General features: G+C 55.8%; 33 protein-coding genes and 1 tRNA gene. 17 read left to right on the forward strand and 17 right to left on the reverse strand.

The features are described from left to right. Both AC2FJC_RS17705 and AC2FJC_RS17710 read left to right on the forward strand, forming a co-directional pair. Positions 1–667 (forward strand): recombinase family protein (locus tag AC2FJC_RS17705; protein WP_496740488.1); only part of this gene is annotated, 667 nt, incomplete at its 5' end. 42 nt (positions 668–709) lie between these two features. Next, positions 710–1,435 carry a recombinase zinc ribbon domain-containing protein gene (locus tag AC2FJC_RS17710; protein WP_496740622.1) on the forward strand — a complete coding sequence of 242 codons (726 nt, stop codon included), beginning with the start codon at positions 710–712 and terminating at the stop codon, positions 1,433–1,435. Here AC2FJC_RS17710 and AC2FJC_RS17715 read toward each other — a convergent pair. Continuing rightward, positions 1,398–1,473: transfer RNA gene (locus tag AC2FJC_RS17715), tRNA-Thr, on the reverse strand. The genes AC2FJC_RS17710 and AC2FJC_RS17715 overlap by 38 nt on opposite strands. Before the next feature lie 185 nt (positions 1,474–1,658). Between AC2FJC_RS17715 and AC2FJC_RS17720 the strand changes: the two genes are divergently transcribed. Beyond that, entirely contained in the window at positions 1,659–2,534 is an 876-nt protein-coding gene (locus AC2FJC_RS17720) for a hypothetical protein (RefSeq protein ID WP_496740489.1), read from the forward strand. Positions 2,535–2,547: 13 nt separating this feature from the next. Here AC2FJC_RS17720 and AC2FJC_RS17725 read toward each other — a convergent pair whose 3' ends face one another. Beyond that, the gene (locus tag AC2FJC_RS17725; protein ID WP_058272185.1) at positions 2,548–2,814 is read right to left on the reverse strand and encodes a DUF2312 domain-containing protein; all 267 of its coding nucleotides are present in this window, start codon (positions 2,812–2,814) and stop codon (positions 2,548–2,550) included. A gap of 161 nt (positions 2,815–2,975) precedes the next feature. Between AC2FJC_RS17725 and AC2FJC_RS17730 the strand changes: the two genes are divergently transcribed. Next, positions 2,976–3,194, forward strand: a complete 219-nt coding sequence (locus tag AC2FJC_RS17730) for a hypothetical protein (protein WP_058272186.1) — start codon at positions 2,976–2,978, stop codon at positions 3,192–3,194. Between the two features lie 9 nt (positions 3,195–3,203). Here AC2FJC_RS17730 and AC2FJC_RS17735 read toward each other — a convergent pair whose 3' ends face one another. After that, on the reverse strand, positions 3,204–3,419 hold the full coding sequence (locus tag AC2FJC_RS17735) for a hypothetical protein (RefSeq protein WP_496726068.1): 216 nt from the start codon (positions 3,417–3,419) through the stop codon (positions 3,204–3,206). Between the two features lie 245 nt (positions 3,420–3,664). Here AC2FJC_RS17735 and AC2FJC_RS17740 point away from each other — a divergent pair, with 245 nt between their 5' ends. Genes AC2FJC_RS17740 through AC2FJC_RS17755 form a run of 4 tightly spaced genes read left to right on the forward strand, consistent with a single transcriptional unit; the run spans position 3,665 to position 5,855 of the window. Further along, positions 3,665–4,528: an MBL fold metallo-hydrolase gene (locus AC2FJC_RS17740; protein ID WP_496740490.1), complete on the forward strand. Its 864-nt coding sequence runs from the start codon at positions 3,665–3,667 to the stop codon at positions 4,526–4,528. A gap of 32 nt (positions 4,529–4,560) precedes the next feature. Then, positions 4,561–4,983, forward strand: a complete 423-nt coding sequence (locus AC2FJC_RS17745) for a YeeE/YedE family protein (protein WP_496740491.1) — start codon at positions 4,561–4,563, stop codon at positions 4,981–4,983. Further along, on the forward strand, positions 4,983–5,414 hold the full coding sequence (locus AC2FJC_RS17750; RefSeq protein ID WP_496740492.1) for a DUF6691 family protein: 432 nt from the start codon (positions 4,983–4,985) through the stop codon (positions 5,412–5,414). The genes AC2FJC_RS17745 and AC2FJC_RS17750 overlap by 1 nt, the downstream gene beginning before the upstream one ends. 9 nt (positions 5,415–5,423) lie before the next feature. Next, on the forward strand, positions 5,424–5,855 hold the full coding sequence (locus tag AC2FJC_RS17755) for a protein tyrosine phosphatase family protein (RefSeq protein WP_108861797.1): 432 nt from the start codon (positions 5,424–5,426) through the stop codon (positions 5,853–5,855). 18 nt (positions 5,856–5,873) lie between these two features. On the opposite strand, the gene AC2FJC_RS17760 is transcribed toward AC2FJC_RS17755, so the two are convergent. The 5 genes from AC2FJC_RS17760 to AC2FJC_RS17780 all read right to left on the reverse strand — a co-directional run bounded on the left by AC2FJC_RS17760 (position 5,874) and on the right by AC2FJC_RS17780 (position 11,787). Further along, positions 5,874–6,980 (reverse strand): FliM/FliN family flagellar motor switch protein, encoded by a 1,107-nt coding sequence (locus AC2FJC_RS17760; protein WP_496740493.1) that lies wholly within the window; start codon positions 6,978–6,980, stop codon positions 5,874–5,876. Positions 6,981–7,057: 77 nt separating this feature from the next. Continuing rightward, positions 7,058–9,736 carry an ATP-binding protein gene (locus AC2FJC_RS17765; protein ID WP_496740494.1) on the reverse strand — a complete coding sequence of 893 codons (2,679 nt, stop codon included), beginning with the start codon at positions 9,734–9,736 and terminating at the stop codon, positions 7,058–7,060. Next, complete coding sequence (locus AC2FJC_RS17770) at positions 9,736–10,038, reverse strand: hypothetical protein (protein WP_496740495.1); 303 nt, start codon at positions 10,036–10,038, stop codon at positions 9,736–9,738. The genes AC2FJC_RS17765 and AC2FJC_RS17770 overlap by 1 nt, the downstream gene beginning before the upstream one ends. After that, complete coding sequence (locus AC2FJC_RS17775; RefSeq protein ID WP_496740496.1) at positions 10,035–10,415, reverse strand: response regulator transcription factor; 381 nt, start codon at positions 10,413–10,415, stop codon at positions 10,035–10,037. The genes AC2FJC_RS17770 and AC2FJC_RS17775 overlap by 4 nt, the downstream gene beginning before the upstream one ends. Before the next feature lie 76 nt (positions 10,416–10,491). Further along, positions 10,492–11,787: a helix-turn-helix domain-containing protein gene (locus AC2FJC_RS17780; RefSeq protein ID WP_496740497.1), complete on the reverse strand. Its 1,296-nt coding sequence runs from the start codon at positions 11,785–11,787 to the stop codon at positions 10,492–10,494. Between the two features lie 204 nt (positions 11,788–11,991). On the opposite strand from AC2FJC_RS17780, the gene AC2FJC_RS17785 reads away from it, so the two are divergent. The 4 genes from AC2FJC_RS17785 (at position 11,992) to aat (ending at position 15,209) form a co-directional block, all read left to right on the forward strand. Beyond that, positions 11,992–12,528 (forward strand): LuxR C-terminal-related transcriptional regulator, encoded by a 537-nt coding sequence (locus AC2FJC_RS17785; protein ID WP_058272193.1) that lies wholly within the window; start codon positions 11,992–11,994, stop codon positions 12,526–12,528. Positions 12,529–12,677: 149 nt separating this feature from the next. Continuing rightward, entirely contained in the window at positions 12,678–13,169 is a 492-nt protein-coding gene (accB, locus tag AC2FJC_RS17790; protein ID WP_058272194.1) for an acetyl-CoA carboxylase biotin carboxyl carrier protein, read from the forward strand. Between the two features lie 9 nt (positions 13,170–13,178). Further along, positions 13,179–14,528, forward strand: coding sequence for an acetyl-CoA carboxylase biotin carboxylase subunit (gene accC, locus AC2FJC_RS17795; RefSeq protein WP_058277013.1), 1,350 nt, complete (start codon positions 13,179–13,181; stop codon positions 14,526–14,528). Positions 14,529–14,576: 48 nt separating this feature from the next. Continuing rightward, positions 14,577–15,209 carry a leucyl/phenylalanyl-tRNA--protein transferase gene (aat, locus tag AC2FJC_RS17800; RefSeq protein ID WP_496740498.1) on the forward strand — a complete coding sequence of 211 codons (633 nt, stop codon included), beginning with the start codon at positions 14,577–14,579 and terminating at the stop codon, positions 15,207–15,209. Here the strand turns inward: aat and AC2FJC_RS17805 are convergent. The 6 genes from AC2FJC_RS17805 to AC2FJC_RS17830 all read right to left on the reverse strand — a co-directional run bounded on the left by AC2FJC_RS17805 (position 15,164) and on the right by AC2FJC_RS17830 (position 18,928). Further along, positions 15,164–15,532 carry a DUF2155 domain-containing protein gene (locus tag AC2FJC_RS17805; RefSeq protein WP_496740499.1) on the reverse strand — a complete coding sequence of 123 codons (369 nt, stop codon included), beginning with the start codon at positions 15,530–15,532 and terminating at the stop codon, positions 15,164–15,166. The genes aat and AC2FJC_RS17805 overlap by 46 nt on opposite strands. Next, positions 15,529–15,981 carry an outer membrane lipid asymmetry maintenance protein MlaD gene (gene mlaD, locus AC2FJC_RS17810; protein ID WP_496740500.1) on the reverse strand — a complete coding sequence of 151 codons (453 nt, stop codon included), beginning with the start codon at positions 15,979–15,981 and terminating at the stop codon, positions 15,529–15,531. Before mlaD ends, AC2FJC_RS17805 begins: the two co-directional genes overlap by 4 nt. Positions 15,982–15,994: 13 nt before the next feature. Then, positions 15,995–16,378, reverse strand: a complete 384-nt coding sequence (locus AC2FJC_RS17815) for an NADH:ubiquinone oxidoreductase subunit NDUFA12 (protein ID WP_058272199.1) — start codon at positions 16,376–16,378, stop codon at positions 15,995–15,997. Between the two features lie 79 nt (positions 16,379–16,457). Next, entirely contained in the window at positions 16,458–16,832 is a 375-nt protein-coding gene (locus AC2FJC_RS17820) for a RidA family protein (protein ID WP_496736832.1), read from the reverse strand. A gap of 63 nt (positions 16,833–16,895) precedes the next feature. After that, positions 16,896–18,161, reverse strand: coding sequence for an ATP-dependent Clp protease ATP-binding subunit ClpX (gene clpX, locus AC2FJC_RS17825; RefSeq protein WP_058272201.1), 1,266 nt, complete (start codon positions 18,159–18,161; stop codon positions 16,896–16,898). Between the two features lie 134 nt (positions 18,162–18,295). Further along, positions 18,296–18,928, reverse strand: coding sequence for an ATP-dependent Clp protease proteolytic subunit (locus AC2FJC_RS17830; RefSeq protein WP_108861785.1), 633 nt, complete (start codon positions 18,926–18,928; stop codon positions 18,296–18,298). 344 nt (positions 18,929–19,272) lie between these two features. Here AC2FJC_RS17830 and AC2FJC_RS17835 point away from each other — a divergent pair, with 344 nt between their 5' ends. Then, the gene (locus tag AC2FJC_RS17835; RefSeq protein WP_108861784.1) at positions 19,273–19,614 is read left to right on the forward strand and encodes an ArsR/SmtB family transcription factor; all 342 of its coding nucleotides are present in this window, start codon (positions 19,273–19,275) and stop codon (positions 19,612–19,614) included. Positions 19,615–19,828: 214 nt separating this feature from the next. Next, positions 19,829–19,966, forward strand: coding sequence for an entericidin A/B family lipoprotein (locus tag AC2FJC_RS17840; protein WP_199913560.1), 138 nt, complete (start codon positions 19,829–19,831; stop codon positions 19,964–19,966). 1,086 nt (positions 19,967–21,052) lie between these two features. Here the strand turns inward: AC2FJC_RS17840 and AC2FJC_RS17845 are convergent. Together AC2FJC_RS17845 and AC2FJC_RS17850 are read right to left on the reverse strand one after the other, a co-directional pair. Beyond that, positions 21,053–21,505, reverse strand: a complete 453-nt coding sequence (locus tag AC2FJC_RS17845) for a hypothetical protein (protein WP_496740501.1) — start codon at positions 21,503–21,505, stop codon at positions 21,053–21,055. A gap of 110 nt (positions 21,506–21,615) precedes the next feature. Further along, positions 21,616–21,936: a hypothetical protein gene (locus AC2FJC_RS17850; RefSeq protein WP_496740502.1), complete on the reverse strand. Its 321-nt coding sequence runs from the start codon at positions 21,934–21,936 to the stop codon at positions 21,616–21,618. Between the two features lie 84 nt (positions 21,937–22,020). On the opposite strand from AC2FJC_RS17850, the gene AC2FJC_RS17855 reads away from it, so the two are divergent. Both AC2FJC_RS17855 and AC2FJC_RS17860 read left to right on the forward strand, forming a co-directional pair. Beyond that, a complete protein-coding gene (locus tag AC2FJC_RS17855) occupies positions 22,021–22,761 on the forward strand; it encodes a DUF6932 family protein (RefSeq protein ID WP_496740503.1) in 741 nt (246 codons plus the stop codon). Then, positions 22,754–23,704, forward strand: a complete 951-nt coding sequence (locus AC2FJC_RS17860) for a hypothetical protein (RefSeq protein ID WP_496740504.1) — start codon at positions 22,754–22,756, stop codon at positions 23,702–23,704. The genes AC2FJC_RS17855 and AC2FJC_RS17860 overlap by 8 nt, the downstream gene beginning before the upstream one ends. A gap of 55 nt (positions 23,705–23,759) precedes the next feature. Here the strand turns inward: AC2FJC_RS17860 and lepA are convergent, their stop codons facing one another. Then, positions 23,760–25,559: a translation elongation factor 4 gene (gene lepA, locus AC2FJC_RS17865; protein WP_496740505.1), complete on the reverse strand. Its 1,800-nt coding sequence runs from the start codon at positions 25,557–25,559 to the stop codon at positions 23,760–23,762. An 87-nt stretch (positions 25,560–25,646) separates the two neighbouring features. On the opposite strand from lepA, the gene AC2FJC_RS17870 reads away from it, so the two are divergent. Beyond that, entirely contained in the window at positions 25,647–26,507 is an 861-nt protein-coding gene (locus AC2FJC_RS17870) for a hypothetical protein (RefSeq protein WP_496740506.1), read from the forward strand. The last annotated feature ends 9 nt before the right edge of the window (positions 26,508–26,516 follow it).

Below are 26,516 nucleotides of genomic sequence, written 5' to 3' on the forward strand. Positions count from 1 at the left end.
TGATACACCTCTGAAACTCAGTGGCTTGAAGCATGCAACAGAGACAGCAGCAACAAAATTAATGGGTCCAGAACCTAGTTATCTAAAGCGATCTAAAGGGCATACGAAAGCCGTCATCATTGATGACGTCTCTCGGCTTGCCCGAGGTATGAAGGCATACTTGCGAATAAAGGAGGAAATCGAAAGCGCGGGCGGTAAATTGGTAAGCCCTCGACTTCGCTTTGGCGAAAGCGCCGATGAAATCCTGTTTGAGATGATGCAAGCAGTGTTCTCTCAGCACTTCAGCCAAAAAAATGCAGAGACAAACAAGAGCCGCACTCGTGGTCGAATGTTGAACGGATATTATGCTTTCAGCCGCTTGCCGGTTGGCTACCTGTATGTTCGTTCGGACAATCAAGGGCGAAAAAAGGTTGTAAGGGACGAGCCCGTGGCATCCATTCTATCAGAGTTGTTATCAGGGTTTGCCGCTGGTCGCTTCGAAACTGTAGGAGAAGCCAAATCGTTCCTCGAGAATGATCCTACATTCATGCGCTCTATCGGGAAATGCAGGCTTACATACTCATACGTCTCAGCGATACTGCGGCGCCCGATATATGCAGGGCGCTACAGCAACCTCAAGTGGAACATTCCACTCACCAAAGGAAAGCATTCTCCACTGATCTCATAGGAGGAGCATCAGAAAATTCTGAAGCGTTTGGATGGAAAGGTGGTGGCTCGTGTCAGGCAAGATGTCAGCGAGGATTTTCCTCTCCGTGGATTCGTCCTTTGTGAAGCTTGCGGGAACTTCATGACCTCGAATTGGTCAGGAGGAAGATCAAAGCACTATCCTTACTACATTTGCCGAAAACACGGATGCGGCAGGGCCGGAAAGTCAATTCGAAGAGAGCAGATTGAAGGTGAGTTCGAATCTTTGTTGCGCCAGATCCAACCCGAGCCTGGTTTCGTGAAGGTATTTTCCCAAATGCTGCGAGATGCGTGGGAGCTTCGGAGGCTCAAGGATAGACAGTCACGTGGGGAGCGCAAAAAGCGAATCTCTCAGATAAACAGTGAAATTGAAAAGACGACTGACAGATACGTAGACACAGAGTTGGAAGTTGTGTCTGCGGCCCTGGAGAGAAAGCTAGAAAAACTACACAACGAAAAGGCCCATGAGGAACACAAATTAAGGGAATTCGACCAAAACAGCCCAGACTTCTCAGATGCGTTCGAACCGGCAATGCGGATTCTCTCAAGACCTTTTGATATATGGAAAAAGTCAACGCTCGAATGGCGAAAAGCTATGCTCCGAATGATATTTGCAGCTCCAGCAGTCTACAGCCATAAACAAGGGTTTCGAACCGTGAATCTGACTTTACCTTTCAGAGCTTTAGAGGATTTCAAAGCTTCTGAGTCTGGTTTGGTGCCCCCACACGGACTCGAACCGCGGACCTACTGATTACAAATCAGTTGCTCTACCAGCTGAGCTATAGGGGCGCTGGGTGTCGATTACTTTCTCTTTTGACGGACTGCAAGCCTCAATTTTCATCCAAACTTAGGGATTTTGAATTTTCCTTGTGACGCGACCGATCACCTTTAGGTGGGGGGGCAATATTTGACTGTCCCCAGCACAGCCTGTAACTCGACAGGCAGGTTCAGGAATGCAAGGACAAGAACCAATCATGCAGGTTGCTATCCACGCAGGCGCAGCTTTTACCGATGAAGGGCGGCTGCTCAGATCGTTGCAAACCAATGGAGCCGCTCTGGCCCAAAATAGTGTTTCTTATTTTGGCCCTCGTCGTTACCGGCAAGTATTCAAACCGGCATTCCAAGCACTAAATACACGACCGCCGTTGCCAGATGAGATTGAACGCATCCGGAGCAATCTGCCGATCCAACCAGAGGTAGCGCGAGCCATTTTTTCCAGTGAGGGTTTCATTGGTGAGAAAGATTCGGTGCTCGCGGACGGGCAATTCTATCCCTTCGCGGGCAAACGAGTGTCTGTTCTGGAAGAGGCCTTTAGCGATTGTCAGTTAGAATTGTTTCTGGCGCTCAGGAACCCCGGCAGTTTTATCCCGAAATACCTGATGTCTTTACCGGAACAGGCGCGCGAGGACGTGATCCGCAACAATGATCTTAGTCACCTCAGCTGGGTTGAGATGATCGAAGATGTTCACGACTTTGCCCCCGGGGTGCAGATTACCCTGTGGTGCAATGAGGACATTCCGCTTCTATGGGGGGACGTTGTGCGCAGCGTCGGCGGGCTTGCTGCGGACGTTGCGATCAAGGATGAATATGACCTGCTGATCTCTTTGCTGACCGAAGAAGGTCAATCACAAGCGCAGGCGATTCTGGACCAGGTTTCGACGCTTTCACAGGCTGAGACCCGAGACGTTCTTGCAGACATTCTAGCGAACCATGCTCAACCGGACAAAATGGAAGAAGAGCTGGACCTGCCCGGCTGGAGCGATGAGATCATCGACGCATTTTCCGAACTTTACGAGCAGGATCTGGCCAGGTTGGAAACGATGGCCGGGGTGAAGGTTCTGAAACCCTGACCCCAGGCGCGGCTCACATGCCCAACGCTTCCTTATACATTTCGAGTACCGCCTCTTCTTCGGCGATATCGTCCTTGTCGCGTTTGCGCAGCGCGATGACCTTGCGCATCACTTTTGTGTCGTAACCGCGGGCTTTGGCTTCGGCCATGACCTCTTTCTGTTGTTCCGCCAGATCCTTTTTTTCGGCATCCAGGCGTTCAATCCGCTCCACGAACTGACGCAGCTCGCCCGCTGTCACACGGTAGTTGGCGGCGGCCTGATCTTCGGTCACGTCTTCCATATTTATCTCTCCAAAAGGCTGCGATCTGATGCATTAGCAACGGCAGTTAGCCGGATACATTGCCGCCGCGTGAGCTGCAAGCATCCAATCCTCGATGGGCTTGTGCGCGGTCGGTCGATCCGCTAAGCGCAACCAGGATTTGCGGAAAAATGTGGGGAACCATGTTCGAAATCATCACCTGGGGCGGTGCCGCCCTGTCACTTGCAGGCCTGCTGGGTCTGGTTTGGTGTATCCTGCGTGTGATGAAAGCGCGCAAATCCGGCCTGTCGGACGATGAATTGCGCGCCGCCGTTCAAAGCGTCCTGCCGTGGAATCTGGCGTCGCTTTTTCTTTCGGTGATTGGCCTGATGCTGGTGATCTTGGGAATCTCGTTCAGCTGACACTTCGCCTCAGACCGGCATATTGTCGAACTGCGCCTCGATGACATCTTCGCACAAAGCCGCATCCAGGTGTCGCAGGCGCGATGGCACGTGCATGCCTTCCTGACGCATCCGATCAATCACTTTGGTTACACTGGGCTGAAGCGCAAGCCGGGTCTCAAAACAGGCATTCTGCAGCTTTTGCTCCAGGTGTTCGGCTTCGGAATACAAACTTTTTGCAGACATTTTATTCCTCCCAATTTCTATCACTGTCGCCGATATAGGTAACGGTTTTAAGACCTGGTTATCCTGGCGAACAAACGCGCGGAAAACTGCCTGTCGCCCACCCGGTATCGGCAACCTAAGGCAGAATGATTAAATTCTAATCGGAATTGGATTAACTTGCCTTGACACGCATCAAATCAAAGATTGCCGGTTGCATCATATTCTGAAAAACATATATGATGAGTTGCGCGCTGACGGAGAGCCAAATGACACCAATTGTGAAAGCGTTTTTCGACCCTGACACCAATACGGTCTCGTACCTCGTACAAGAACCCGAGGGGACGGCCTGCGCAATCATCGACAGCGTTCTGGACTTCGATCACGCCTCAGGCCGAACAAAGACCGACTCGGCGGATCAGATCGTCGCTTATGTTCGCGACAATGAGCTAAGGGTCGAGTGGATTCTGGAAAGCCATGTGCATGCCGACCACCTTTCAGCGGCACCCTATTTGCAGCAGGAACTGGGCGGAAAAATCGGCATCGGTGAACAGATCGTGACGATCCAGGAAACTTTCGGGAAAATCTTCAACGAAGGGACCGAGTTTCAGCGCGACGGCAGTCAGTTCGATGCTTTGTTCCGCGATGGCGACAGCTTCCATGTCGGGCAGATGCGTGGCGATGTTTTCCACACGCCCGGCCATACGCCCGCCTGCATGACATATGTGATCGGAGACGCGGCTTTTGTCGGTGACACGTTGTTCATGCCCGATTTCGGCACTGCGCGGTGCGATTTTCCAGGTGGATCCTCGGAAATGCTGTTCGAGTCGATCCAGAAGATCCTGGCCCTGCCCGATGATACGCGCATCTTTGTCGGGCATGACTACAAAGCGCCGGGGCGTGATGAATTTGCTTGGGAGACCACCGTCGGAGAGCAAAAAGCCCTTAACGTCCATATCGGACAAGGCAAATCAATCGAGGAATTTGTCGAGATGCGCGATGCCCGCGACGCAACCCTGCCCATGCCGCGCCTGATCCTGCCGTCTTTGCAGGTCAACATGCGGGCGGGGCAAATGCCGCCTGCGGACGAACAGGGCGACGTATTCCTGAAGGTGCCGATCAACAAGTTGTGACACAGACCCATCAGGCGAGTTGAGGATAACAAATGTACATTGAATGGATTTGGGGGCTTGCCGGTGGCCTGCTGATCGGGCTGGGCGCTGCAGTCTACCTTCTGGGCAACGGGCGCATAATGGGCGCCAGCGGGATTCTGGGCGGGCTGATTGATGGCAGTGACCGCACGTTAGAACGCCTAAGCTTCATCGCAGGCGTCATCGCGATGCCGCTTATTTTGAGCCCCCTGCTCTCTTCTGCGCCCATGACCCATCTGACCGACAATTTCACAGTGATCGTCATTGCCGGCGTTTTGGTTGGCGCAGGAACGCGCATTGCCAATGGATGCACCTCGGGGCACGGGGTATGCGGTATCTCTCGATTCTCAATCAGGGGCATCATCGCGACGTTGATCTATATCGGCGCAGGTGGGGCAACAATTGCCCTGATGCGCCATGTATGGGGGCTGATTTGATGCGGGTTCTCATATCGATGCTGGCCGGATCTCTGTTTGGTGCCGGCCTTTTGATTTCGGGCATGACCGATACCACCAAGGTTCAGGGGTGGCTGGATGTGTTTGGAAACTGGGATCCCACCCTGGCATTTGTGATGGGCGGCGCGATCCTGCCGATGCTTATCGCCTGGAGAATGACGACCCACCGCAGACCGCTGACCGGTGGTCAGTTTCCTAAGATGAGCCCGCCCGAGCTGGACCGCCGCCTGATTATCGGTTCCGTGATGTTTGGCATGGGCTGGGGCTTGTCCGGGCTGTGTCCCGGACCCGCTATCGCGTCCATCACCTATGGCGGCCTTGGCGGCGCTGTGTTTCTGGCTGCGATGATCACGGGAATGTTTGCGGCGCCCGGACTTGGTGCGCAACTGGACAGATCCGCAAACGCGGCCTAAGCAATTGCCATGGAGATTCGACCAATAACCCCCCGCTATGCCGTCTCGCCCCAAATCACGGTCGAGGACGTCCCAGCCATCGCCGCAGCAGGTTTCGTTAAGGTCATCTGCAACCGTCCCAATACGGAAGTTCCACCAACCATGCAGTCGGATGCAATCGGACAGGCTGTCCGGGCGGCCGGGATGGAATATGAGGTTCTGGAACTGACCCACCAGACCATGACGCCTGGCAATGTTGCCCTGCAACGAGAATTGGCTGAAAGCTGCTCTGGCCCCGTCTTAGCCTATTGCGCGTCGGGCACGCGCTGCTCAGTGGTTTGGGCTTTAGGTCAGTGCGACCACATGAGCGCGGACGAGATACTCGAGGCCACAACCAAAGCCGGTTATATGCTGGACAACCTGCGCCCCGCGCTGGAGCATATGCGCGGTTCTGACGGCTAAGGACGTTTGGCACTCAGGTCAGGTTGCATCGGGAACGTCGTCCAATCCCGTCAGACCTGCCAGTTGCGAAATTTCGGCTACCATCTGATCCGGGCTACCAAAGCCTAGATCGCCCTCCAATTCGTTCAATGCCACTGCATCTATTGGCATGACCTCATGTGAGGGATCGAATGGCATCGGATCTTTCAGAGCCTCCGGCCCTGGCGCGTTGCTTTGTGCTTCCAGAAACTCGGGCATTTCAGCTTGCTCCAACGCCGCAGCCGAAGCACATTCGTTCAACCGTACCGCGCGCATTCCTCCGCATTGTCCCAAACGTCCAATTGCAGCCCGCGTTCGACCAATTGTCAGGATTTCCGCACGATCCAGCCGTGATCCGGTCAACGGAAGGACATCCCCAACTGACAGCCCGGACAGGGTTGCCAATGGCACTGACATTCTGCCGATCACCGTATTCAATTCGGCCCGAACAACCCCCGACGCTTGCTCAAGCTTCGGGCCGGCAGCAACTTGAATTTCATCATCGGCCCCCTGCTCTGACGGTGTATCGGGCAACAGGACTGTGATCTGCCCCTGTCGTAGCCCGCCGCCAAGTTCTACCGTCAAGCCAAACACGCGATATGCGTCTTCGACCATGGCCAGCGACAAGGAACGCAGATCCGCCATCCGCGCCCGGAATTCATAACCGGCAAGACTGGATTGATCGGCGGCTGTATCGACCAGTGCGACGGCCCTGGTCAAAGCGTCTTCGACCAGCGGCGCCACCATTGCTGCATCCGTATCTGTGTACCCCCGTGCCGTTGGCGGGTTCGGCATAACTTCACCAATTGTCTGCACTTGCACGATCGCTGACACGACCCCCATATCCACGCAAATTGCAGCGGACATCCCGTCCGCGTTGCCCAGGCGCAGCAGCATCCAGTCCGCATCAATCACCTCAGCCAGCGTGTCCTGAGCTTTGAGAGACTCCCTTGCACCGATCACCGATAGCGGCAGCTGGAACTGATCCCCTGCCGTTCGCGCAAAGGCCAGTCTAAGGGCACGAAGAACGGAACGCGGCTTTTCACCTTGTTCCTCTTGTCCTGCCGAAAGTTTGCGCGCCAAAGCTGTGCTGACAGACTGCGTCATGCCCGATACCGATTTGAGTTTCTGAACCTGGTATCCGGTCTAACCCGAGGCAGGTTACCAATGTCTTTATGGTCGCATTATTGCGCAGCTTGCCGGTGCGCCAACGGAAGGCGGACCCGAAAGGCCGCACCGCCTTGCCCAGGAAGATAACTGATCTCGCCGCCCAGACGCTGCATGATCTCGCGGCAGATCGCCAGCCCCAAACCAGCGCCACCCGCCTTGTCCCCACCGACACGGGCAAACTTTTCGAACACCATCGACTGCGCTTCGGGCGGGATGCCACTGCCGTTATCGGTGAAATCAATGACGACCTGCCCCCCGACATCATGGGCCGAGATGGTCAAAACGGGTTCATCCGCGTCGCAATATTTCTGCGCGTTCGAAATCAGATTGATAAAGACCTGCCCCAACCGATCGAGATCAGTGTTCAGCGGAATACGCTCGGACGGTCGCGAGCGGCGAATCCTGAGTTTTGGATGTGACCCCGCCAATGCGCTTGAGACCGCCCGATCCAGGATCGAACCAAGGGTATCCCCACCCATGTTCAGGCTCACACGACCGCTTTCCAGAACGCTCAGGTCCAGCAAATCGTCCAGCAGGCGCGTCAGCCGCAGGGCCTCATCATGGATGATCGCGGCATAGCGCGTTTGCTCTTCGGCACTCAAACCATCCGTATCGCGCATGATCTCCGAAAAGGCCCGGATTGAGGTCATCGGCGTCCGCAATTCATGGCTGACCTGACTGAGGAACCCGTCTTTTTGTTCCGAGATCTGTGTCAGCTTGGTATTCGCCTCCCGCAATTGGCGCGCGGTACGGCTGAGCTCGGCGGATTTGGCCTCAAGCTGGCTGGAATACTCCAACAGTTCCGCCGACTCGTCAGCCACCGCAAGCAAGTCCTCAACCGAAACGGACGATCCACCGACAATCTGCCCGATCATCGCATGGGCCGTGGCCGCGCCGACCGAGCCGCTGAGTTCACGTTCCAGTCTTTCCAAAAATCCCGGCGTGGGCTCCGGCAGGCTTGTCCGTCCACCCTGTGCTTCGGCCTCGTGCTGAAAGAACTCCTGCGCCGGGCCAGAGCCCAGAATGCGCTGTGTCATGATCATCAGGTCTTCGCTTTGCGCCACCGACCCGGTCCAGCCAGCAGGTGAGACCGAGTGGTCAAAAACATTGACGAACTGCGCGCCCTGCAGACGCTCCAACGGGCTTGGGAAACTCAGCAAGGACGCAGCGCAGAACGCAGCCGTGTTCAACGCCAATGACCACATGACCGAGTGGACCATGGGGTCCATTCCTTCGATCCCGAACAGGGCCCTCGGCCGCAACCAGCCCCACCCGAAGGGGCCGTTTTGCAGTACCGAGTCGGGCATTATCGCGCCACCCATCCCCGGCAGTAACAAGGTGTAGATCCACAGCACGAATCCAACCGTCAGCCCAACGAGCGCTCCGGTGCGCGTGGCCCCGCGCCAGAACAACCCACCAACCAGCGCTGGCAGGATCTGGGAAATGCCCGCAAAGGCCACCAGCCCGATCGACGCCAGCGCCGCCCCACCGCCCGACAAGCGGTAATAGTAGTAACCTAGCGCCATGATGACCGCGATGGACACGCGCCGCGCCATCAGCACCACGTTACGCACATCACCCGAGACCGAACCCGCGCCCCCTTGCGTGCTTAGCCAGATCGGCATGACCAGATGGTTCGACACCATGGTCGACAGCGCCATTGCCGTCACGATGACCATAGACGTGGCCGAGGAAAACCCGCCGATAAACGACAGCATCGCCAGCCAGTCGTTCCCTTGCGACAAGGGCACCGTCAGCACGAACAGGTCAGGGTTCGAGCCTTCGGGCATCAAATCCAGACCCACAACGGCGATGGGCACGACAAACAGGCTCATCAACAGCAGATATAGCGGGAAAGCCCAGGCAGCGGTTCTCAGATGCCCCTCATCCGCATTTTCAACGACCATCACCTGAAACATCCGCGGTAAACAGATGAATGCGGCGGCCGAGAGGAAAATGAAGGTCGTCCAACGTCCGGCATCCACGTTCCATTGCCCGATTTCCGAGGCATCGATGCGATCCATCATCGGGCCAATCCCACCCGCAACGCCCCAAACCACGAAGACACCAACCGCAAGCAAGGCAAACAGTTTGACGACCGATTCCAACGCAATGGCGGTGACCACGCCGTGGTGACGCTCATTCGCATCCAGGTTTCGAGTACCAAACAGGATTGCAAACACCGCCAGGCCCGCAGCTACCCAAAACACACTGGAACCTTCTCGGTAGAGGCCCGAGGGATCGGCCTCGGCAAAGATGGAAAAAGACAGTGTAATGGATTGCAGCTGCAACGCTATGTACGGCGTTCCGCCCAAAACGGCCAGAATGGTCACGCAAATGGCCAGCGTGTTGGATTTTCCATATCGCGACGAAATCAAGTCTGCGATGGATGTTACCCGCTGGGTGCGTCCGACCCGCACGAGCTTGCGCAGACCCCACCACCAGCTGAGCATCACCAGCGTCGGCCCAAGGTAAATCGTGACGAACTCTAACCCGGACCGCGCAGCGTTTCCGACAGCGCCGTAAAAGGTCCAGGCCGTGCAATAGATCGACAGTGACAATGTATAGATCAGCGGAGACCGCAACCACGCCCCCCGGCCAGCGGCCGCCATCCGGTCAGCGGCAAAAGCCACCCCGAACAACAGAACGACATAGCCGAGGCAAACCAGGATCAGAACGTTTAGTGTGGCCATCAATCCGACTCTGCCTCGGCATCGTCACTTACAACCATTCGTCTGGCTGCAAATCCAAAGATTAGACTGATTAGGATCAGCAAAGCCCAGCACGTGAAGATATACAGAATTGCTGAAGACAACGGCACGCCATCATCAGATGAGCCTTGGCTTGGCCACAGCAGCGGAATGGCAACAAGAGCGGCCCCCAGAATAGGCAGTAAGCGCGCGGCATCCATCAACCTGCGGCGGCGATAGCTCTGACGCTCGAGAAATAGCGAAGGCCGGACCCCTTGGGGTTTACCATCTTCGCCCGAATTCATGACCGTGTTGCCTGCGCGTGCAGGTCTCGCACCGCTGTCAGCACTTCGGCGTTGGAAAACGGCTTGGTCATAAAGCGGCTGACCCCGGCATTTTCAGCCATTTCCCGGTCGCGCGATTGCCCGCGCGCGGTCAGCATCAAAACGGGCAAATGCTGCATGCCCTCAAGCTCGCGCAGGTTGCGCAAAATCTCCATCCCGCTTTTGCCGGGCAGCATAACGTCCAGTATGACCAGATCAGGATTTGAGCCCTGAATGACTTCTATCGCATCCGACCCTTCTGCGTGTGTTTCAACGTGCCATCCCTCGCGGGTCAGCAAAAATCGAATGGCCTCAGCGATGTTGGGCTCATCCTCAATTAACAGAACCTTGCGGCTCATATGTTCCATCCCTCCCCAAGACAGATTCCGTACGTAAACCTGTCGGCGTTAGCTTAAGCCCTCTGTCAGGAAACTGTCAAAAACCTTCGCTCAAAATCGACGGCTCGCGGCGCGATGCGCAGGCGTCATTCGGGCAGACCCGGCAGCTGGGGCCGACCCGGGTCACGGATTGCGCGCTCGGAGCCCCCTCTTCCACCGCTCGGACAAGCATGACTGAATGATAGGCGGGCGCATCGTCATATCCTGAAACCGCCTGCGGCCACGCGTAGGCATAGCAGTCGAACTCGGCCGCCGTTCGCCCCAATTGCACAACGCGTTTGCGGATCGGAACCAATGGTCTGTTCAGAGCCTGAAAGATGGGCCAGAACGGGCAGGCTTCGCCAAAGCGGGGCATGGCGAAGCCAGGCACGGATTTGCTGAACAGGATACTGCCCGACGCGTCACAGACCACCAACCCGGTCGGCCGCCCTAGATATCCTTCGGGCAATGTCGCCAGCCGCCGCAGGACTGTCGGGATATCTACTGAAAACCGTGCCGCCAGAGCCAGCGGATCAGGCTCGGCCTCGGTCAGAGCCTTCTGCACGTCGTCCAGAGGCATGGCTCTGACATCTGCGGCGTAGGTATCCAGATATCCCTTGGTCACAGTCCGCGCTGCTGCCGATTCAATCGCGCTCAGGTCAATGTCCGCACCGCTTCCGCCGGCTTCGATCTGCGGGAAATGGTGGCTGTTGGCCTGAAAAAAAGCCTCAGCATCCTCCGAGGGTACACCGCGACGGTCATCGGCCGCCTCAGAATCATCCAAATATGCCACCAGAGACTTGGAACTGTCAGCTAGCCTTTCAGCATCCTGGTGCAGGTTGCGGTGAAACCGATCGCGCCACTCGGGCTCGATTTCCTGCGTGTCGGCCAGAATCCCTGCCGTTGAACGAATGGCAGCGGCCGTTGACAGCACCTCGTGCATCGACGCGGCAAGATGTGGATCATGCGTCAGTCGGTCGGACAGGGTTTCAACCGTGCGCTCAAGCGAGACGACCCGGCGATGCATCTGCGCCAGAACTCCGGCCCACCCGGGAAACCGACCTGCGAACTCTTCCAGCGCGTCCACTTCGGCCTGTTGTCCAACCGCATCTGCAGCAGCCTCGCGCAGCGCCGAAATCAGCGTCGCCTCAATCCCTTGGGTCAGCAGCGAAGGCTCAACAGACAGCGCATTGGCGATATCCACCAGCAGCTTGCCCCCGATCCGACGGCGATTGTGTTCGATTAGATTCAAATAGGACGCCGAGATCCCAACCTGCCGCGCAAGCTCGGCCTGCCGCAGACCTGAGATTTGGCGTCGCTCGCGAATGCGGCTACCCGTCAGCGTGTCGCGCATGTTACATCACCCAATTCGACCCATTCTTTTCAAAACTCCCATTAAATTTCTAAAGCTTAAAGGCCGATTTTCATAGCCCATTTACAGCATTCACAACTGCGATTGCGGATGGCCCTTACCTTCCACCCCAGCTTTCGGTGCCCAATCTGCCAAATCTGCATCCACCCTCTTCTAATTTTCCCGAATTCCTTGCACGATAGCCAGATGAGCGACCCAGCCTTCGAATATGCCCCCATCGGATTGGTCGAGTTGGAAAACCGCATCATCCGACGCTGCAATCTGCAATTCGCCCGCACCTTTGGCGGCGAGGAGGCAGAGTATCGCAATATGCCCCTGCTGCACCTCTACCCCTCGGTCGCGGACTGGGAGAGGATCGGACAGCGCGGCCTGAAAGCGATGCAGGACACAGGATATTATACCGACGAACGGGTTATGCGCCGTCGCGACGGTGACCTGTTTTGGTGCCGTGCACGCGGACGATCCCTGACACCGGACGACCCGTTTCGCCATGGCATCTGGAGCTTTTCTGATATCTCCGAAGACCGCCCGCTGGTCGAACTGACAACCCGCGAACGCGAAGTTGCCATCATGTCCTGCCGTGGTCTGTCCGCCAAGGAAATCGGCGTCGAGTTGGGGCTGAGCTATCGCACAATCGAGGCTTACCGCGCCCGTCTGCTAGAGAAGTTCGGCGCGCGCAAACTACCTGAACTTGTGGCAAAACTCTCAGGCATGCCCCTTTAATCCGTTTCCCCCCGAAATATTGGGCAAAACCCCCATCTGACATGCCGAGACTGCGCTTTTCATGACCGTCCGCATAGCTTATAACGCTGCGTAATCAGACCAAAGCCCGCGAGAACAGACGGGCCAAAGGGGAACCGTCGAGGACACTCATGACAGATACCAAACACGAAGCGGACGTGGCATTCATCAAGGCACTGGCCGAACTGCTACGCGAAAATGACCTGACCGAACTGGAAGTCATGCGCGAATATGGTGATGACGACAGTTTGAATGTCCGCGTCAGCCGTATGTCGCAGGTCGCGCCCGCCCCTGTTCAGATGGCCGTACCGGCAGCGGCACCAGCACCCGTAGCAGCAGCCGCTGCACCTGTCGAAGCTCCGGCGGCACAGGAAGATCCGGCCAGCCACCCGGGCGCTGTCACCTCGCCCATGGTAGGAACCGTTTATATGCAGCCCGAACCGGGCGCACCTTCCTTCATCAGCGTCGGCGCATCGGTGTCCGAAGGCGACACACTGCTGATTGTCGAAGCGATGAAAACCATGAACCACATTCACGCACCCAAATCCGGAACCATCAAACGCATTCTGGTCGGTGACGGTGATGCGGTGGAATTCGGCACCCCTCTGGTCATCGTTGAGTAAGGCGGTCCCATGTTCGACAAGATCCTGATTGCCAACCGAGGCGAGATCGCCCTGCGGGTCATCCGCGCTGCCCGCGAGATGGGGATTAAGACGGTCGCCGTCCACTCCACCGCCGATAGCGACGCGATGCATGTGCGCATGGCGGACGAATCGGTCTGCATCGGCCCTCCGCCCAGCCCGCAAAGCTACTTGTCGGTGCCTGCGATCATCTCGGCGTGTGAAATCACTGGCGCACAGGCGATCCACCCTGGCTATGGTTTCCTGTCCGAGAATGCCGAATTCGTGCAGATCGTCGAAGATCACGGCATCACCTTTATCGGCCCCACCGCCGAACACATCCGCGTCATGGGCGACAAGATCACCGCCAAGGACACGATGAAGGCGCTGGGTGTGCCTTGTGTTCCGGGTTCGGACGGCGGCGTGCCCGATCTGGAGACGGCCAAGAAAATCGGTGAGGAATTTGGTTACCCCGTCATCATCAAAGCCACCGCTGGCGGTGGCGGTCGCGGTATGAAAGTCGCGATGAGCGCGGATGAGATGGAAAGCGCATTTATGACCGCACGTGCCGAGGGCAAAGCCGCCTTTGGCAATGACGAGGTCTATATCGAGAAATACCTGACCACGCCCCGCCATATCGAGATCCAGGTCTTTGGTGACGGCAAGGGCAAGGCTGTGCATCTGGGCGAACGCGACTGCTCGCTGCAGCGCCGCCACCAGAAGGTGTTTGAAGAGGCACCCGGCCCCAGCATCACCCCGGAAGAGCGCGCCAAGATCGGTAAAGTCTGCGCGGACGCCGTGGCCAAGATCAATTATATTGGCGCCGGAACCATCGAGTTCTTGTATGAGAACGGTGAGTTCTACTTCATCGAGATGAACACCCGCCTGCAGGTAGAACACCCGGTGACCGAGGGCATCTTTGGCGTCGATCTGGTGCGCGAACAAATTCTCGTCGCAGCTGGCGAACCGATGTCGTTTGGTCAGGACGATCTTGTGATCAACGGCCACGCCATTGAGGTCCGGATCAATGCAGAAAAGCTGCCGAACTTCTCACCCTGCCCGGGCAGAATCTCGGCCTTTCATGCCCCCGGCGGCCTGGGTGTGCGGATGGATTCGGCGCTGTATGATGGGTATTCGATTCCACCATATTACGACTCGCTGATTGCCAAGTTGATCGTACATGGCCGCGACCGGGCCGAGGCGCTGGCACGGCTAGATCGCGCATTGGGCGAACTGATCGTGGACGGTATCGATACAACCGTGCCGCTGTTCCATGCGTTGCTGCAAGAGCCGGAAATCCACAACGGTGATTACAACATTCACTGGCTGGAACACTGGCTTGCGGCGAATATGGCCCAATAAAACCAAGGGACCAGAGGGCACTTGCGCTCTGGTCCCCGGGTATCGCGCATGAGCCTGACCCCTGAACTTTTGCTACACGGTTATTCCATTGGAATTTTCCCGATGGCCGAACACCGCGATGATCCGGAACTGTTCTGGGTCGATCCCAAGTTTCGTGGCGTTTTTCCGTTAGATGGCTTTCATATCTCGCGCAGCCTCGCACGCCGCATTCGAAAGTCCGGCTTTTCCATCAGCATCAACCGCGATTTTGCCGGAGTGGTCGATGGCTGCGCTGATCGGGCAGACACCTGGATCAATGCAGAATTGCGCCGCCTTTATCAACAACTCCACCTCACGGGCCGGGCCCATTCGCTGGAGGTCTGGGATGAGGACGCACTGGTCGGCGGCGTTTATGGCGTTACGTTGGGTGCGGCGTTCTTCGGCGAAAGCATGTTTTCCCGTCGAAAGGATGCCTCGAAAATAGCGCTGGCCTATCTCGTGGATCGCTTGCGCCAAACCGGATTTCGCTTGTTTGACACCCAGTTTCTGACCGCTCATCTGGCGTCTCTGGGAGCGATCGAGATTCCGCGCACGCAATATCGGAATACGCTTGAAGAGGCGATCAATGCCAGTGCGGATTTCGAGGCAGCAGTGCCTCAGTCACCAGACGCAGTGATACAGCGCATCACCCAGACGTCATAACGCGCATGGTCCAGCGCGTTCAGCGCGGGCGACGTGGCAATCATCCAGCCGTCAAACAGTTGATCTGTCCTGCCTTTTTCCCAGATCGTCAAGTAGGCAAACGCATCACCGGTCGGGTTGTCCGCTGGATAGCGGCAATCGCCCAAGGCCACGTCCAACCCAAAAACCGGCAATGTCTGACCATTCCGCATTTCAACATCGACGGTCTGACCGCTGACCTTGTCCAGACCGCGCAGCATTGCGCCAGGACCGGATTGGGCTTTTTGCTGGGCCGTGGCCCCCATCGCGACCAGCAACGCTGCAATCAGGGCAAATCGCTTCATTCGCTTCCGTCCCCGGCGACAAACTTGACCAGCAGGGAAATCAGACTGACGGCACCTTGCGTATCTTCGACTTGATCGCCCGCTTCAAAGTAGAAAGGCGAACCACCCGGCATAATCTCGACAAAGTTGCCGCCCAGCAGCCCTTCGGATGAGATGACAATCGCGCTGTCGTCCGGCACCAGAATTCCGTCAGAGATCGAGAAGGTGGTATCGGCGCGATAGGTTTCGGGATTCAGGTCTACACCGGTTACAGTGCCGATCTTGACACCAGCAAGGCGTACGTCAGTGCCGACGCCTACCCCTTCCAAGGAACGGAAAGAGGCGCCCAGTTCATAGCCGCCACTGCTTTGCGACAGGCCGGTGGATTGGCTGGCGTAAACGCCAAATGCGACGGCACAGGCTAAGACGACCCCACCGACCAGAACTTCGGTTGCATTATAACTCGACATTGCTCGCCTCGTGTTATTCCGGGCTCCAGGCCTCGTAGTCCTTACGCTCGACCGGGTCCGGGCGGCGCAAAGAACCTGCTGGTGCATAAGCCAAAGCAGAGCCTGTCAGATTTTCCTGATGCGGTTTTTCCCAGGATTTGTGTTTCAGCGGTTTGTCCGTCGGCGGCTCATCCCAGGTGCGGTGCAGCCAGCCATGCCAATCGGGGTCAACTCGGCTTGCCTCGGCCTCACCATTGAAAATAACCCAGCGTCTGCTGTCGTCGGCATTGTGATAGAACACGTTGCCTTCGTCGTCTTCACCGACCTTGATACCCTTACGCGATGTGTAAATCTGCGTGTTCAATGTGGATCCGTTCCACCAGGTCACGGCCCGCAAAAGACTGTTTAGGATTCCCATCAGCTGCCTCCGGCATTTCTGTACCCGCAGATATGGACCAAAGGCGGGCTAAGGTCCAGTGTCACAAAAACCGCACCCTCTATTGCGGCAGAGCCGCGGTCACTTCGATTTCGATGCGGTCCTCGGGTGTTATGAGATTGCATTCGATCACCGTCGCTGCCGGTGGGTTGTCACCAAAAGCTTCTACCAACAACGGCCAGCAAAGTTCGAACTCATTCATGTCCGGCAAATAGTAATTGACCCGAACTACGTCCGCAAAACCGACTCCAGCCTCGGCCAGCGCTTTTCCAATCGCCTCCAAGGACGACTTGCACTGCCCTACAATGTCCTCCGGCACGTTGTCACCTTGGGCGCAAGTCCCGGCGACAAAGACGAAACCATTTGCAACAACAGCGCGACAATAGCCGATTTTGGCCTCGAATTCTCCGCCAGATGAAATGCGCCTGATTTTCATGCTTCCCTCCAAAAGAAAACGGCGCGGTCAATCCCGCGCCGTCTTGGTAATTCTTGTTGTGCCTTACCCTGCCGAAGCTGATTCCGCGGCATCCGCATAGATGATCAGGGGCTGCTTGTCAGACGACACCGCCTCTTCGTTCACCACCACTTCGGTTACGTTCTTCATGCCCGGAAGTTCGAACATGGTGTCCAGAAGGATATCCTCGAGGATCGAGCGCAGCCCGCGCGCGCCGGTTTTGCGTTCAATGGCCTTCTTGGCGATCGACTTCAGCGCATCATCAGTAAAGGCCAGCTCGGCGTCTTCCAGTTCGAACAGGCGCTGGTACTGCTTGACCAAAGCGTTCTTGGGTTTGGTCAGGATTGTAACCAGTGCATCTTCGTCCAGATCTTCCAGCGTCGCCAGAACCGGCAGACGTCCAACGAATTCCGGAATCAGGCCGAACCGCAGCAGATCCTCGGGTTCGAGATCCTTGAAAATCTCACCTACGCCGCGTTCATCATTGTCCCGCACGTCGGCACCAAAGCCCATGGCCGAGCCTTTGCCGCGCTGTGCGATGATCTTATCCAGACCCGCAAAAGCACCACCGCAGATGAAAAGGATGTTCGTGGTATCCACTTGCAGGAATTCCTGCTGCGGATGCTTGCGCCCGCCCTGCGGCGGCACACTGGCCACGGTGCCTTCCATCAGCTTAAGCAGCGCCTGCTGCACACCTTCACCCGATACATCGCGCGTGATGGATGGGTTTTCGGATTTGCGCGTGATTTTATCGACCTCGTCGATATAGACGATGCCGCGCTGCGCGCGTTCAACATTGTATTCGCTGGACTGCAGCAGCTTGAGAATGATGTTTTCAACATCCTCACCCACATACCCGGCTTCGGTCAGTGTAGTTGCGTCTGCCATGGTGAACGGCACGTCCAGAATACGCGCCAGCGTCTGCGCCAGCAGCGTCTTACCGCAGCCGGTTGGGCCGATCAGCAGAATGTTGGACTTGGCCAGCTCAATATCGCTGCCGGCCTTTTGGGCGTGGTTCAGACGCTTGTAGTGGTTGTGCACAGCAACCGACAGAACCCGCTTGGCGGTGGCCTGACCGATAACGTAATCGTCCAGCACCTCACAAATGTCTTTGGGCGTCGGAACGCCATCGCTGGACTTCAGGCCGCTGGCCTTCGTCTCTTCGCGGATGATGTCCATACACAGTTCGACGCATTCATCGCAGATGAAAACGGTCGGGCCGGCAATCAACTTGCGCACCTCATGCTGGCTCTTGCCGCAGAAGCTGCAGTAGAGCGTGTTTTTGCCGTCACCGCCTGAATTCGTCGCCATGTTCTACCTTTCGGGCTTCGTCCCTGCGGTCCGTGTCGGACCGCGCATGCCACATGTTGGTGCAGCTTAGGCCACCACCGGGGCGGCTACAATCTCAAAAATGGCCCCCACGCCTGGGACGTGGGGAGATATTATTAGGCCTCGTCACCGTCCATTTTGGCGCGATTTTCGACGATTTCGTCGATGTGACCCCAGTCTTTCGCCTCTTCCGGGCTCATGAAATTGTCACGGTCCAGCGCTTTTTCAACCGCCTTTTTGGTCTGACCTGTATGACGCACGTATATGTCATAAAGGCGATCCTTCAGCTTTTGCGTCTCGGCCGCGTGAATCATGATGTCGCTGGCCTGACCCTGATAGCCGCCGCTGGGCTGGTGCACCATGATCCGGCTGTTGGGCAGCGAGAAACGCATTCCCTTCTCGCCACCGGCCAGCAAAACCGACCCCATCGAGGCTGCCTGACCGATTACCAATGTCGAACATTTGGGCTTGATATACTGCATTGTATCGTAAATCGACAAACCGCTGGTAACCACGCCGCCAGGCGAATTGATGTAGATCGAGATTTCTTTGTTTGGATTTTCGGCCTCGAGGTGCAGCAATTGCGCGACGATCAGGTGGCTCATCCCGTCGTGGATCGGACCGTTGATGAAAATGATCCGCTCTTTCAGAAGGCGCGAGAAAATATCATACGCGCGTTCACCCCGGCTGGTCTGCTCGACGACCATGGGAACGAGCGTATTCATATAGGTGTCAACGGGATCGAACATGAGAACCTGCCTGTTTTGCTATGGATCGGGACATTACCCGAAGAAACGTTACCCGAGTCTTAGTGTCGGCACGGGGGGGCTGCAAGGGGGGCTCAACAGATCGCACTCCAACCGTCCAAAATAGGTGGATAGTCTGATGTCGAACGCACCGAGGCCGCCGATGTCAATGCGCGGTTTGATGCTCTAAACAATAAGTTCCCCTTTTCCCATCACGGCATTTTGATCCATGCATATGGAAATTCATGCACAGAACGTGTAGCAATGCGAACCGCTTTAGCGAACCACTCACAAAAGTGCCCACTCACAAAAGTGCCCCCACACCAGGGCCCAAAAGGAAAACAGCAATGGCATTGCCTCAGATTTCACAGAATATGACGTCTGACGATTTCGACCGGATGGCGGGAAATGCGACCCGCGCATCGAATTTCCTCAAGGCGATCAGTCACGAAGGCCGATTGATGATCTTGTGCCATCTAGTCTCTGGCGAAAAATCCGTGACCGAGCTTGAGGACCTACTTTCCGCACGACAGGCTGCTGTTTCGCAGCAGCTGTCCCGCCTTCGTCTGGAAGGCCTTGTGATTCCGCGACGCGAAGGTAAGGCTATTTACTACCGACTTGCTGACGACAGACCGCGCCGTATGCTTGAAGTGGTGTACGAGCTGTTCTGCGGCGACCAAAAGGACTGATTTCGTTTATCTTTCCACCGCACCAGACGCGTTGTTCCAGTCTTTCCGACCCGAACATTCTAACGTTGGTGCGGCCACACCCTGCCTTCGCAATCCATGCGGTCAATTTGGTCTGCAGCTTCGTGTTTCTACGCCCCGTGTCAGCGCGGTAAAATACTGGTTACAGCAAATAAAAACTGCTAGGCCATGCTTAGAACATCAAATGGAGGTACTGATGATCCGAGCAATTCTGGTAGGGTTGGCACTGTTTTCTCTCGCCGCGTGCGAGACTGCCAAAGGTGCTGGCAAAGATATCGAAAAAGCAGGTGATGCCATTCAAGGCGCGGCAACTGACGTTCAGCAAAATATCTGACGCGGTTCAGGATATTGTGAAAGCACAACTTCTACATACAAGATATGGTTGAAGATTGCAGCCAACCAAGTTACACTCCTTGGCACAGGTGCATAGACGCGGCATTGCATATCTGACACTTCGGGGTTCTTGTGCATCCACAAGAACCCCGTTCCCGTTTTGCAGGGGCAGAGTGGCAGCCTGGAAAAACCAGAGAAAAAGAAAAGGCGTCAGGTGCGCAGACGCGGTCCATGCATGTACCCTTGCGGATACTCCTGACGCCTTGCCGGGTCGATGCATCCGAGGGACGCCACGATCCAGTTGCCCAGACCCTGTTACAGGCCACGGCCGCTGCTCGGCATCCTAAGATGCTTTGCAGCACGCATCGACCTTCTGAGAGTCTGATCATCTGACCCGGGTCTGACACCCAATTCAACTGACCATCCACCGGTAAGCCTCTGCATATAAAAGCTAATCCTAAGACTCGCCCTTATTGCCTCGACCCCCTTTGGTCTTTGCGTCCCACCCTGGTTCCTAAGAACCGTTGCGGTAATAGAACTGTTACATCCGGGTCATGTTCCGACAAGGAAATAGCACTGCAGCATGAGAATTAGACGGGGATAAAGTGTTGATATCCGCTGGGAGAAAATTGTGGATAACTCCGGAAATTGAAACACCGTGCGGTCTTGGCAATGGAAAACGCTGAATTCGACGAAATGACCCGATTTTCCCGTTTTCTGCACCTGCAAAAGCCATTTTGCTGCCAATTGTGGATATTCACAGCCTCAGAGCATCGAATCAGGCGTATCTTGTGATTGCCCAGCCAGAGATGACCTGAGAATCCGGGGCCGGACGGCCCTCAGACCACAAGCAAAGCCGCGCTGAAGGTTCGCGAGAGCCTAAACCACAGGTGCCAGGGAACGCCGCAATCCGGCACCGTGTGTTCAGGACCCTGTCACTTGCAGCCAAGATGCCGCCCGACCCGTCCCCCCTGAGGAGACGCTGTGTCCGTTTATGAGAAGCGTTCCGACCCGACCGAGATTACCTACTACGCGCTGCAACACGGTGCAGCCAGTACCCCCTACGACCGGCCGGGCCGGAGACGCTTCAGTTCACCTGACGTTCGAGTACAACGCTGTACGTTGTCCCGCGTCGCAGGCTACGGAAATCCGCGTAAATCTTGCCGTCCTGATAGCGCGCATCCACCAGCGCATTCACACCCACCTGCGGATCGGCCGAGCTTTCGACGATGCCGATGGTGCCTGACCCATCCAGACTGATGGTGCCAGTGGCGTCAAACACGCGCCAATCTGTGCCAGCATCCGGTCGCCACATGCTGGGCCCCCAGAACAGGTTGTCCTGCTGCTGCTGGATATCCAACACCCACTCTCCCTGATGAAAGCGCGGTGCGTCTCCGGTGGCTACCCGAGACGGGGAGACCTTGGTATAGGTGCCGCTCCAGGCACCACGCAGATCAGGTGTGGTCTCGGCCATCGAGGCCGTGGCAAGGGTTAGGCTCGTGGCCAGAGCGGCTGCTCCGGCAGTCATATATCTGGTCATGGGCTCTCCTCCAAAGTTCAGGGCCGTTGCTGGCCTGTTGAACAGATTGGAAGGGAGTGCACGGGTTGCAACTTACCTGAGGGAAACTTCACAAACCGGTAATGTTTGCCTCAGGCCCAGGCCAGCGCGGTGCCGAGGATGACCAGACCGATGCCTGCAGCCTCGCGAAACGAAAAGTTTTCGCCGAACAGAAAGAACGAGGCGATGGCGATCAGAACGACCTCGGCCCCCAGAATACCGGTATAGATGATGCCCAACCGCTCCTCGCGCAGCGCGGCAAGCTCCAGCGTCGCCCCGGCCAGCAGAGTCGCGACGATCAGCAGCCCAAGCCCCACACCGGGGAGCTTCCACCAGAACTTCATCGCGATCATGGCCACGGAATAGAGACCCGCCGACCCGAGGGCGATGATGGGGATCATGGATGTGGACATCTGCGCCTCCTGCTGAGGTTGCCGTGGGGTCAAGTGTAGCAGGAGGGTGCGGTTGGGGCTGTGAGGTGGATCACAGTGTGGGTGATGGAGGCCAACGAAAATGATGTGTTATTAGACTCATGGCTCGCTCAAGCACGCATGATCTTGGGAGAGTTAAATGACCTTACAACTCTTTTAAGTTGCGCCACACAAAGACATTATGCAAAGTCTCAAAAAAAGACGAATAGGTTCAAATTGTTTATTCCAAGTTTTGACAAAGGTGGCGCACTACCTGCATTCATAGGTGCTGATCCGACAGAACCCAGAAGTAGATCTCCCTACAAAAGCGACATGTCGTTGCTGGTCACAAGATTTCTAACTTCTCGAGAACGAGCAAAGCTTTTGTTGGGCTTAAATCAGTATAGGAAGAAGCTGTTCAACGGCGGATTTATCGGCGGAATCCAATGGATTGACGGTAGCTTTGTTGAGGACGTTGAAACTATCCGCAGCCGCGCACCGAAGGACATCGATGTCCTAACTCTCTTCCACAGGCCGCTAAAATACCAAACAAATGCATCGCTGTGGCAGCACGACTACAAGAATTTCCTACATCAAGAGTTTTTTGATACAAATGTTTTAAAACCGATCTACCTCTGCGATTGCTACGGTCTTGACCTTGATACGGAACCCTATCGGATTGTTGGAAATTCCTCATATTGGTTTGGGCTATTTTCTGAACAGAGAGATACATTCAGAAAAAAGGGTATCGTTGAAATACCGCTGGCGAACGATCCAATGGAGTTTAGTAGAATAGAAACGCAAATTCGGACCAAATTCGATGTCTAATCTTGCCCATCTACAGCATCTCAAATCTCAGATTGATGAGGTTTCATTTTTGGCTGCAGAAGCTGAGGAGGCAGGTGATGTTGTGGCCGAGATGAATTTTCGATCCCGTGTGTCCGCGATTGAGTCTGAAATTGAACAGCTAGAAAGAACAGATTCGAACGTTGCTGAGGTTGCGCTTCTATTCGACGGGCGTCCGGTCCTAGGAACAGCGTCGATTGACGCTCGCTTCGCCACCAAAGCCCTCTCAATTTTTCAGGACATCGTGTCTAAGCTCTATGCTAGTGGTACGAGCTTGGGACTAAAGGGGGCACGAGGAATTGTTCCTAGCCAGAGAAACTCCTCACTCCGAATTACTGAGATCGCTCGCGGCTCGTTTGGGTTTGTATTGGAAGAACCGGGCGCTGACCAATCTAGTGCGGTGGCAACTACGCTCCGCGAAGCTCTAGACGAAGCAATTGAAACTATTGAAGAAATCACTCAAAGAGATGATGATGACTTCTTAGTTGAGCTTGATGCGATAAATCCAAGAGTGTTTTCATCTTTGAACCAGTTTTTCAAACATCTGCACTCTAGCGAAGCGACTTTACGAGCTGCGCTACCTACGAAACAACTAAGATTTGAAAACGAAGATATTGAACGCGCCTACTTAAGATTGAGTAACGCCAGTGTTGATATTAAAGAGGAAATTTGGATCGGAACATTGGTTGGCCTGTCACCGCTAAGCAGATCATTTGAGTTTCAACCAGATGACAAAGTAGACGTCATAACAGGGAATTTTGGCAAACAAGTTAGTCAGGATTACCTTGAACGCATTGAGAATGATGGCATCACGCTCGGGAGCAAGTTTAGAGCTTCTATAGAGGTAGCAAGAGTACGAAAGCCAAACGGCGAGGTGAGCATTAAGTACACCGCTCTTGACTTGACCGAGCTATCTTCGAACTAGCCCCTCTACCAACTGAATTCTTGTTGACTGGTCAACCACACACAAATGGACAGCCTTAGCTGTCCATTTTTAAGGCGCTAATAAACGCCTCCTGCGGGATATCCACCTTCCCGAACTGACGCATCTTCTTCTTACCCGCCTTCTGCTTGTCCAGCAGTTTGCGTTTCCGCGTGGCGTCGCCTCCGTAGCATTTGGCGGTCACGTCCTTGCGCAGGGCCGAGAGGGTCTCGCGGGCGATGACCTTGCCTCCGATAGCGGCCTGGATCGGGATTTTGAACATGTGGCGCGGGATCAGGTCCTTGAGCTTTTCGCACATCGCCCGGCCCCGCATCTCGGCCCGGTCGCGGTGAACCATGGTCGACAGCGCGTCGACCGGTTCGTCATTCACCAGCACCGACATCTTGACCAGATTGTCCTCGGTATAGCCGGTCATCTGGTAATCAAACGACGCATAGCCCTTGGTCACCGATTTCAGACGGTCGTAGAAGTCAAAGACAACCTCGTTCAGCGGCAGGTCATAGACGACCATGGCGCGGCTGCCCGCATAGGTCAGGTCCAGCTGGATGCCGCGGCGGTCCTGGCACAGTTTCAGCACGTCGCCGAGGAATTCATCGGGCACCAGAATGGTCGCCTTGATGCGCGGTTCCTCAATATGGTCGACCTTGGAGGGGTCGGGCATGTCGGCGGGGTTGTGCAGCTCGATCATCTCGCCGTCTTTCATGTAGACGTGATAGATCACCGACGGCGCGGTGGTGATGAGCTCGATATCATATTCGCGTTCGATGCGGTCGCGGATGACCTCAAGGTGCAAAAGGCCGAGGAAGCCGCAGCGGAAGCCAAAGCCAAGTGCTGCCGAGGTTTCCATCTCAAAGCTGAAGCTGGCGTCGTTCAGGGCCAGTTTGTCGATCGCATCGCGCAAATCTTCGAATTCGGAACTGTCGACGGGGAACAGACCGCAGAACACCACCGGCTGCGCGGGTTTAAAGCCGTCCAGCGCGATTTCGGTTCCGTTGCGGTCATTGGTGATGGTGTCGCCGACGCGGGTGTCACGAACCTGTTTGATCGAGGCGGTGAGAAAACCGATCTCACCGGGGCCGAGGCTGTCGACCATCTCCATCTCGGGCCGGAAAACGCCGACGCGATCGACATGGTGCAGGGTGTTGTTCGACATGAACTTGACCCGCATCCCCTTTTTCAGCGTGCCGTCCATGATGCGGACCAGAACGATGACGCCGAGATAGGCGTCGTACCAACTGTCGACCAGCATCGCCTTGAGCGGCGCGTCGAGATTGCCCTGCGGCGCAGGCAAGTGGGTGACGATAGATTCCAGCGTTTCGTGGATGCCCTGCCCGGTTTTGGCGCTGACCTGAATGGCCTCAGACGCGTCGATGCCGATCACATCCTCGATCTGTTCGGCCACGCGGTCACAGTCGGACGCCGGCAGGTCGATCTTGTTGAGTACCGGAACGATCTCATGATCTGCGTCGATGGCTTGGTACACATTCGCCAACGTCTGCGCCTCGACCCCTTGGGTCGAGTCCACAACCAGCAGCGAACCCTCGACCGCGCGCATGGACCGCGAGACCTCATAGGCAAAGTCCACGTGGCCGGGTGTGTCAATCAGGTTTAGCACGTATTGCTCGCCATTGTCGGCGGTATAGTCGATGCGGACCGTGTTGGCCTTGATTGTGATGCCGCGCTCGCGCTCGATATCCATGCTGTCGAGCAGCTGTTCCTTCATGTCGCGATCCTTGACCGTTCCGGTCTCTTGGATGAGCCGGTCAGCAAGGGTGGATTTGCCATGGTCGATATGCGCGACGATGGAGAAATTGCGGATATGAGCGAGGTCTGTCATGGGTTGGGGATATGTAGGGGAATCGTGGGTTGGTCAAGGTGGTACGTTTAGTGCGTTTAGGGCCTATTTAACTCCAATGGGATTGAAATGTCAGAAGTTGATTACGTGGAGTTGGTTCACTCGGAATTTGAGAGGCAAAGTGTTCAAAAGTGTGTTGGAGTTTCGTTACGAGCGGCACTTAGGGATTTGCCGCCAGTCAGCTTAAAAGGTAATGCTGATGCAACTAGGAGCCTGTTATTTCCGAGCTTACGATTATTGATAGCATCTATCGTCCATTGGCGATTTGACTGCCGAGCGTCGTTTGAAGGGTTGGGACGAACGCTTAAGACGATCAAGCCTGGTGATCTCCTGCTAAACGACAACTCGGCACACTTAGCAGCACAAGCAGCCCTCATTCGCGGCGTCGAAATTGCCAGAAGAACCGCCACAGAAACACTAAATTCCATTGCTCAAGCAGCAGATTCAGATGAGTTTCTTTATGCGATGACACCGGGGAATAGGTCGACGAAACGCGCTTCCGACAAGGCCGCCGATATTTTGGCAATGCAATGTCTTAGTGATCTCGACACGCCCTCTGATCGGGTTTTTGATCAGCTGCTTTGGCGTGAAGAGGTGCGACTGATTGTTCCCTTGGACGCCCGCGACGGCTTCGAGGAGTTTTTTCGAGGCCAGAGCTTTCAATTCTGGCGAGAATGGCGTCAGGGTTTCATTGATGGTCAACCTCTAGATTGGGAGCTTCAAAGGCGGGTTGCCTTGATTGAGTGCAGCATCTGGAGCGCAGGGCCCGAAGCTGTCGCCTATGAAATCGAACGGATTCGAGCCCGGTTGGAGGTCGAAAGAGCCTTATCTGGCCTGATCGATGACCCAAACATCCAAACATCCAAACCTCTGCGCGCCTCGGTATTGGAGGGAACAACCCTCCTGAGAGCAATTACGATGAGCGTTTAACCGGCCCAA

It is taken from the genome of Ruegeria sp. CDSB117, from assembly GCF_059611005.1.

Bases quoted from the DNA above. Each gene is read 5' to 3' on its own strand.
- accC (WP_058277013.1), top strand. From the start codon at position 13,179: ATGTTCGACAAGATCCTGATTGCCAACCGAGGCGAGATCGCCCTGCGG.
- AC2FJC_RS17720 (WP_496740489.1), top strand. From the start codon at position 1,659: ATGCAGGTTGCTATCCACGCAGGCGCAGCTTTTACCGATGAAGGGCGG.
- AC2FJC_RS17750 (WP_496740492.1), top strand. From the start codon at position 4,983: ATGCGGGTTCTCATATCGATGCTGGCCGGATCTCTGTTTGGTGCCGGC.
- AC2FJC_RS17740 (WP_496740490.1), top strand. From the start codon at position 3,665: ATGACACCAATTGTGAAAGCGTTTTTCGACCCTGACACCAATACGGTC.
- AC2FJC_RS17830 (WP_108861785.1), bottom strand. From the start codon at position 18,928: ATGTTCGATCCCGTTGACACCTATATGAATACGCTCGTTCCCATGGTC.
- AC2FJC_RS17730 (WP_058272186.1), top strand. From the start codon at position 2,976: ATGTTCGAAATCATCACCTGGGGCGGTGCCGCCCTGTCACTTGCAGGC.
- lepA (WP_496740505.1), bottom strand. From the start codon at position 25,559: ATGACAGACCTCGCTCATATCCGCAATTTCTCCATCGTCGCGCATATC.
- AC2FJC_RS17860 (WP_496740504.1), top strand. From the start codon at position 22,754: ATGTCTAATCTTGCCCATCTACAGCATCTCAAATCTCAGATTGATGAG.
- AC2FJC_RS17820 (WP_496736832.1), bottom strand. From the start codon at position 16,832: ATGAAAATCAGGCGCATTTCATCTGGCGGAGAATTCGAGGCCAAAATC.
- AC2FJC_RS17735 (WP_496726068.1), bottom strand. From the start codon at position 3,419: ATGTCTGCAAAAAGTTTGTATTCCGAAGCCGAACACCTGGAGCAAAAG.
- AC2FJC_RS17725 (WP_058272185.1), bottom strand. From the start codon at position 2,814: ATGGAAGACGTGACCGAAGATCAGGCCGCCGCCAACTACCGTGTGACA.
- AC2FJC_RS17870 (WP_496740506.1), top strand. From the start codon at position 25,647: ATGTCAGAAGTTGATTACGTGGAGTTGGTTCACTCGGAATTTGAGAGG.
- AC2FJC_RS17755 (WP_108861797.1), top strand. From the start codon at position 5,424: ATGGAGATTCGACCAATAACCCCCCGCTATGCCGTCTCGCCCCAAATC.
- AC2FJC_RS17850 (WP_496740502.1), bottom strand. From the start codon at position 21,936: ATGTCCACATCCATGATCCCCATCATCGCCCTCGGGTCGGCGGGTCTC.
- AC2FJC_RS17855 (WP_496740503.1), top strand. From the start codon at position 22,021: ATGGAGGCCAACGAAAATGATGTGTTATTAGACTCATGGCTCGCTCAA.
- AC2FJC_RS17760 (WP_496740493.1), bottom strand. From the start codon at position 6,980: ATGACGCAGTCTGTCAGCACAGCTTTGGCGCGCAAACTTTCGGCAGGA.
- AC2FJC_RS17805 (WP_496740499.1), bottom strand. From the start codon at position 15,532: ATGAAGCGATTTGCCCTGATTGCAGCGTTGCTGGTCGCGATGGGGGCC.
- aat (WP_496740498.1), top strand. From the start codon at position 14,577: ATGAGCCTGACCCCTGAACTTTTGCTACACGGTTATTCCATTGGAATT.
- AC2FJC_RS17785 (WP_058272193.1), top strand. From the start codon at position 11,992: ATGAGCGACCCAGCCTTCGAATATGCCCCCATCGGATTGGTCGAGTTG.
- AC2FJC_RS17845 (WP_496740501.1), bottom strand. From the start codon at position 21,505: ATGACCAGATATATGACTGCCGGAGCAGCCGCTCTGGCCACGAGCCTA.
- AC2FJC_RS17770 (WP_496740495.1), bottom strand. From the start codon at position 10,038: ATGAATTCGGGCGAAGATGGTAAACCCCAAGGGGTCCGGCCTTCGCTA.
- AC2FJC_RS17780 (WP_496740497.1), bottom strand. From the start codon at position 11,787: ATGCGCGACACGCTGACGGGTAGCCGCATTCGCGAGCGACGCCAAATC.
- AC2FJC_RS17835 (WP_108861784.1), top strand. From the start codon at position 19,273: ATGGCATTGCCTCAGATTTCACAGAATATGACGTCTGACGATTTCGAC.
- AC2FJC_RS17745 (WP_496740491.1), top strand. From the start codon at position 4,561: ATGTACATTGAATGGATTTGGGGGCTTGCCGGTGGCCTGCTGATCGGG.
- AC2FJC_RS17815 (WP_058272199.1), bottom strand. From the start codon at position 16,378: ATGGGAATCCTAAACAGTCTTTTGCGGGCCGTGACCTGGTGGAACGGA.
- accB (WP_058272194.1), top strand. From the start codon at position 12,678: ATGACAGATACCAAACACGAAGCGGACGTGGCATTCATCAAGGCACTG.
- AC2FJC_RS17840 (WP_199913560.1), top strand. From the start codon at position 19,829: ATGATCCGAGCAATTCTGGTAGGGTTGGCACTGTTTTCTCTCGCCGCG.
- AC2FJC_RS17765 (WP_496740494.1), bottom strand. From the start codon at position 9,736: ATGGCCACACTAAACGTTCTGATCCTGGTTTGCCTCGGCTATGTCGTT.
- clpX (WP_058272201.1), bottom strand. From the start codon at position 18,161: ATGGCGACGAATTCAGGCGGTGACGGCAAAAACACGCTCTACTGCAGC.
- AC2FJC_RS17775 (WP_496740496.1), bottom strand. From the start codon at position 10,415: ATGAGCCGCAAGGTTCTGTTAATTGAGGATGAGCCCAACATCGCTGAG.
- mlaD (WP_496740500.1), bottom strand. From the start codon at position 15,981: ATGTCGAGTTATAATGCAACCGAAGTTCTGGTCGGTGGGGTCGTCTTA.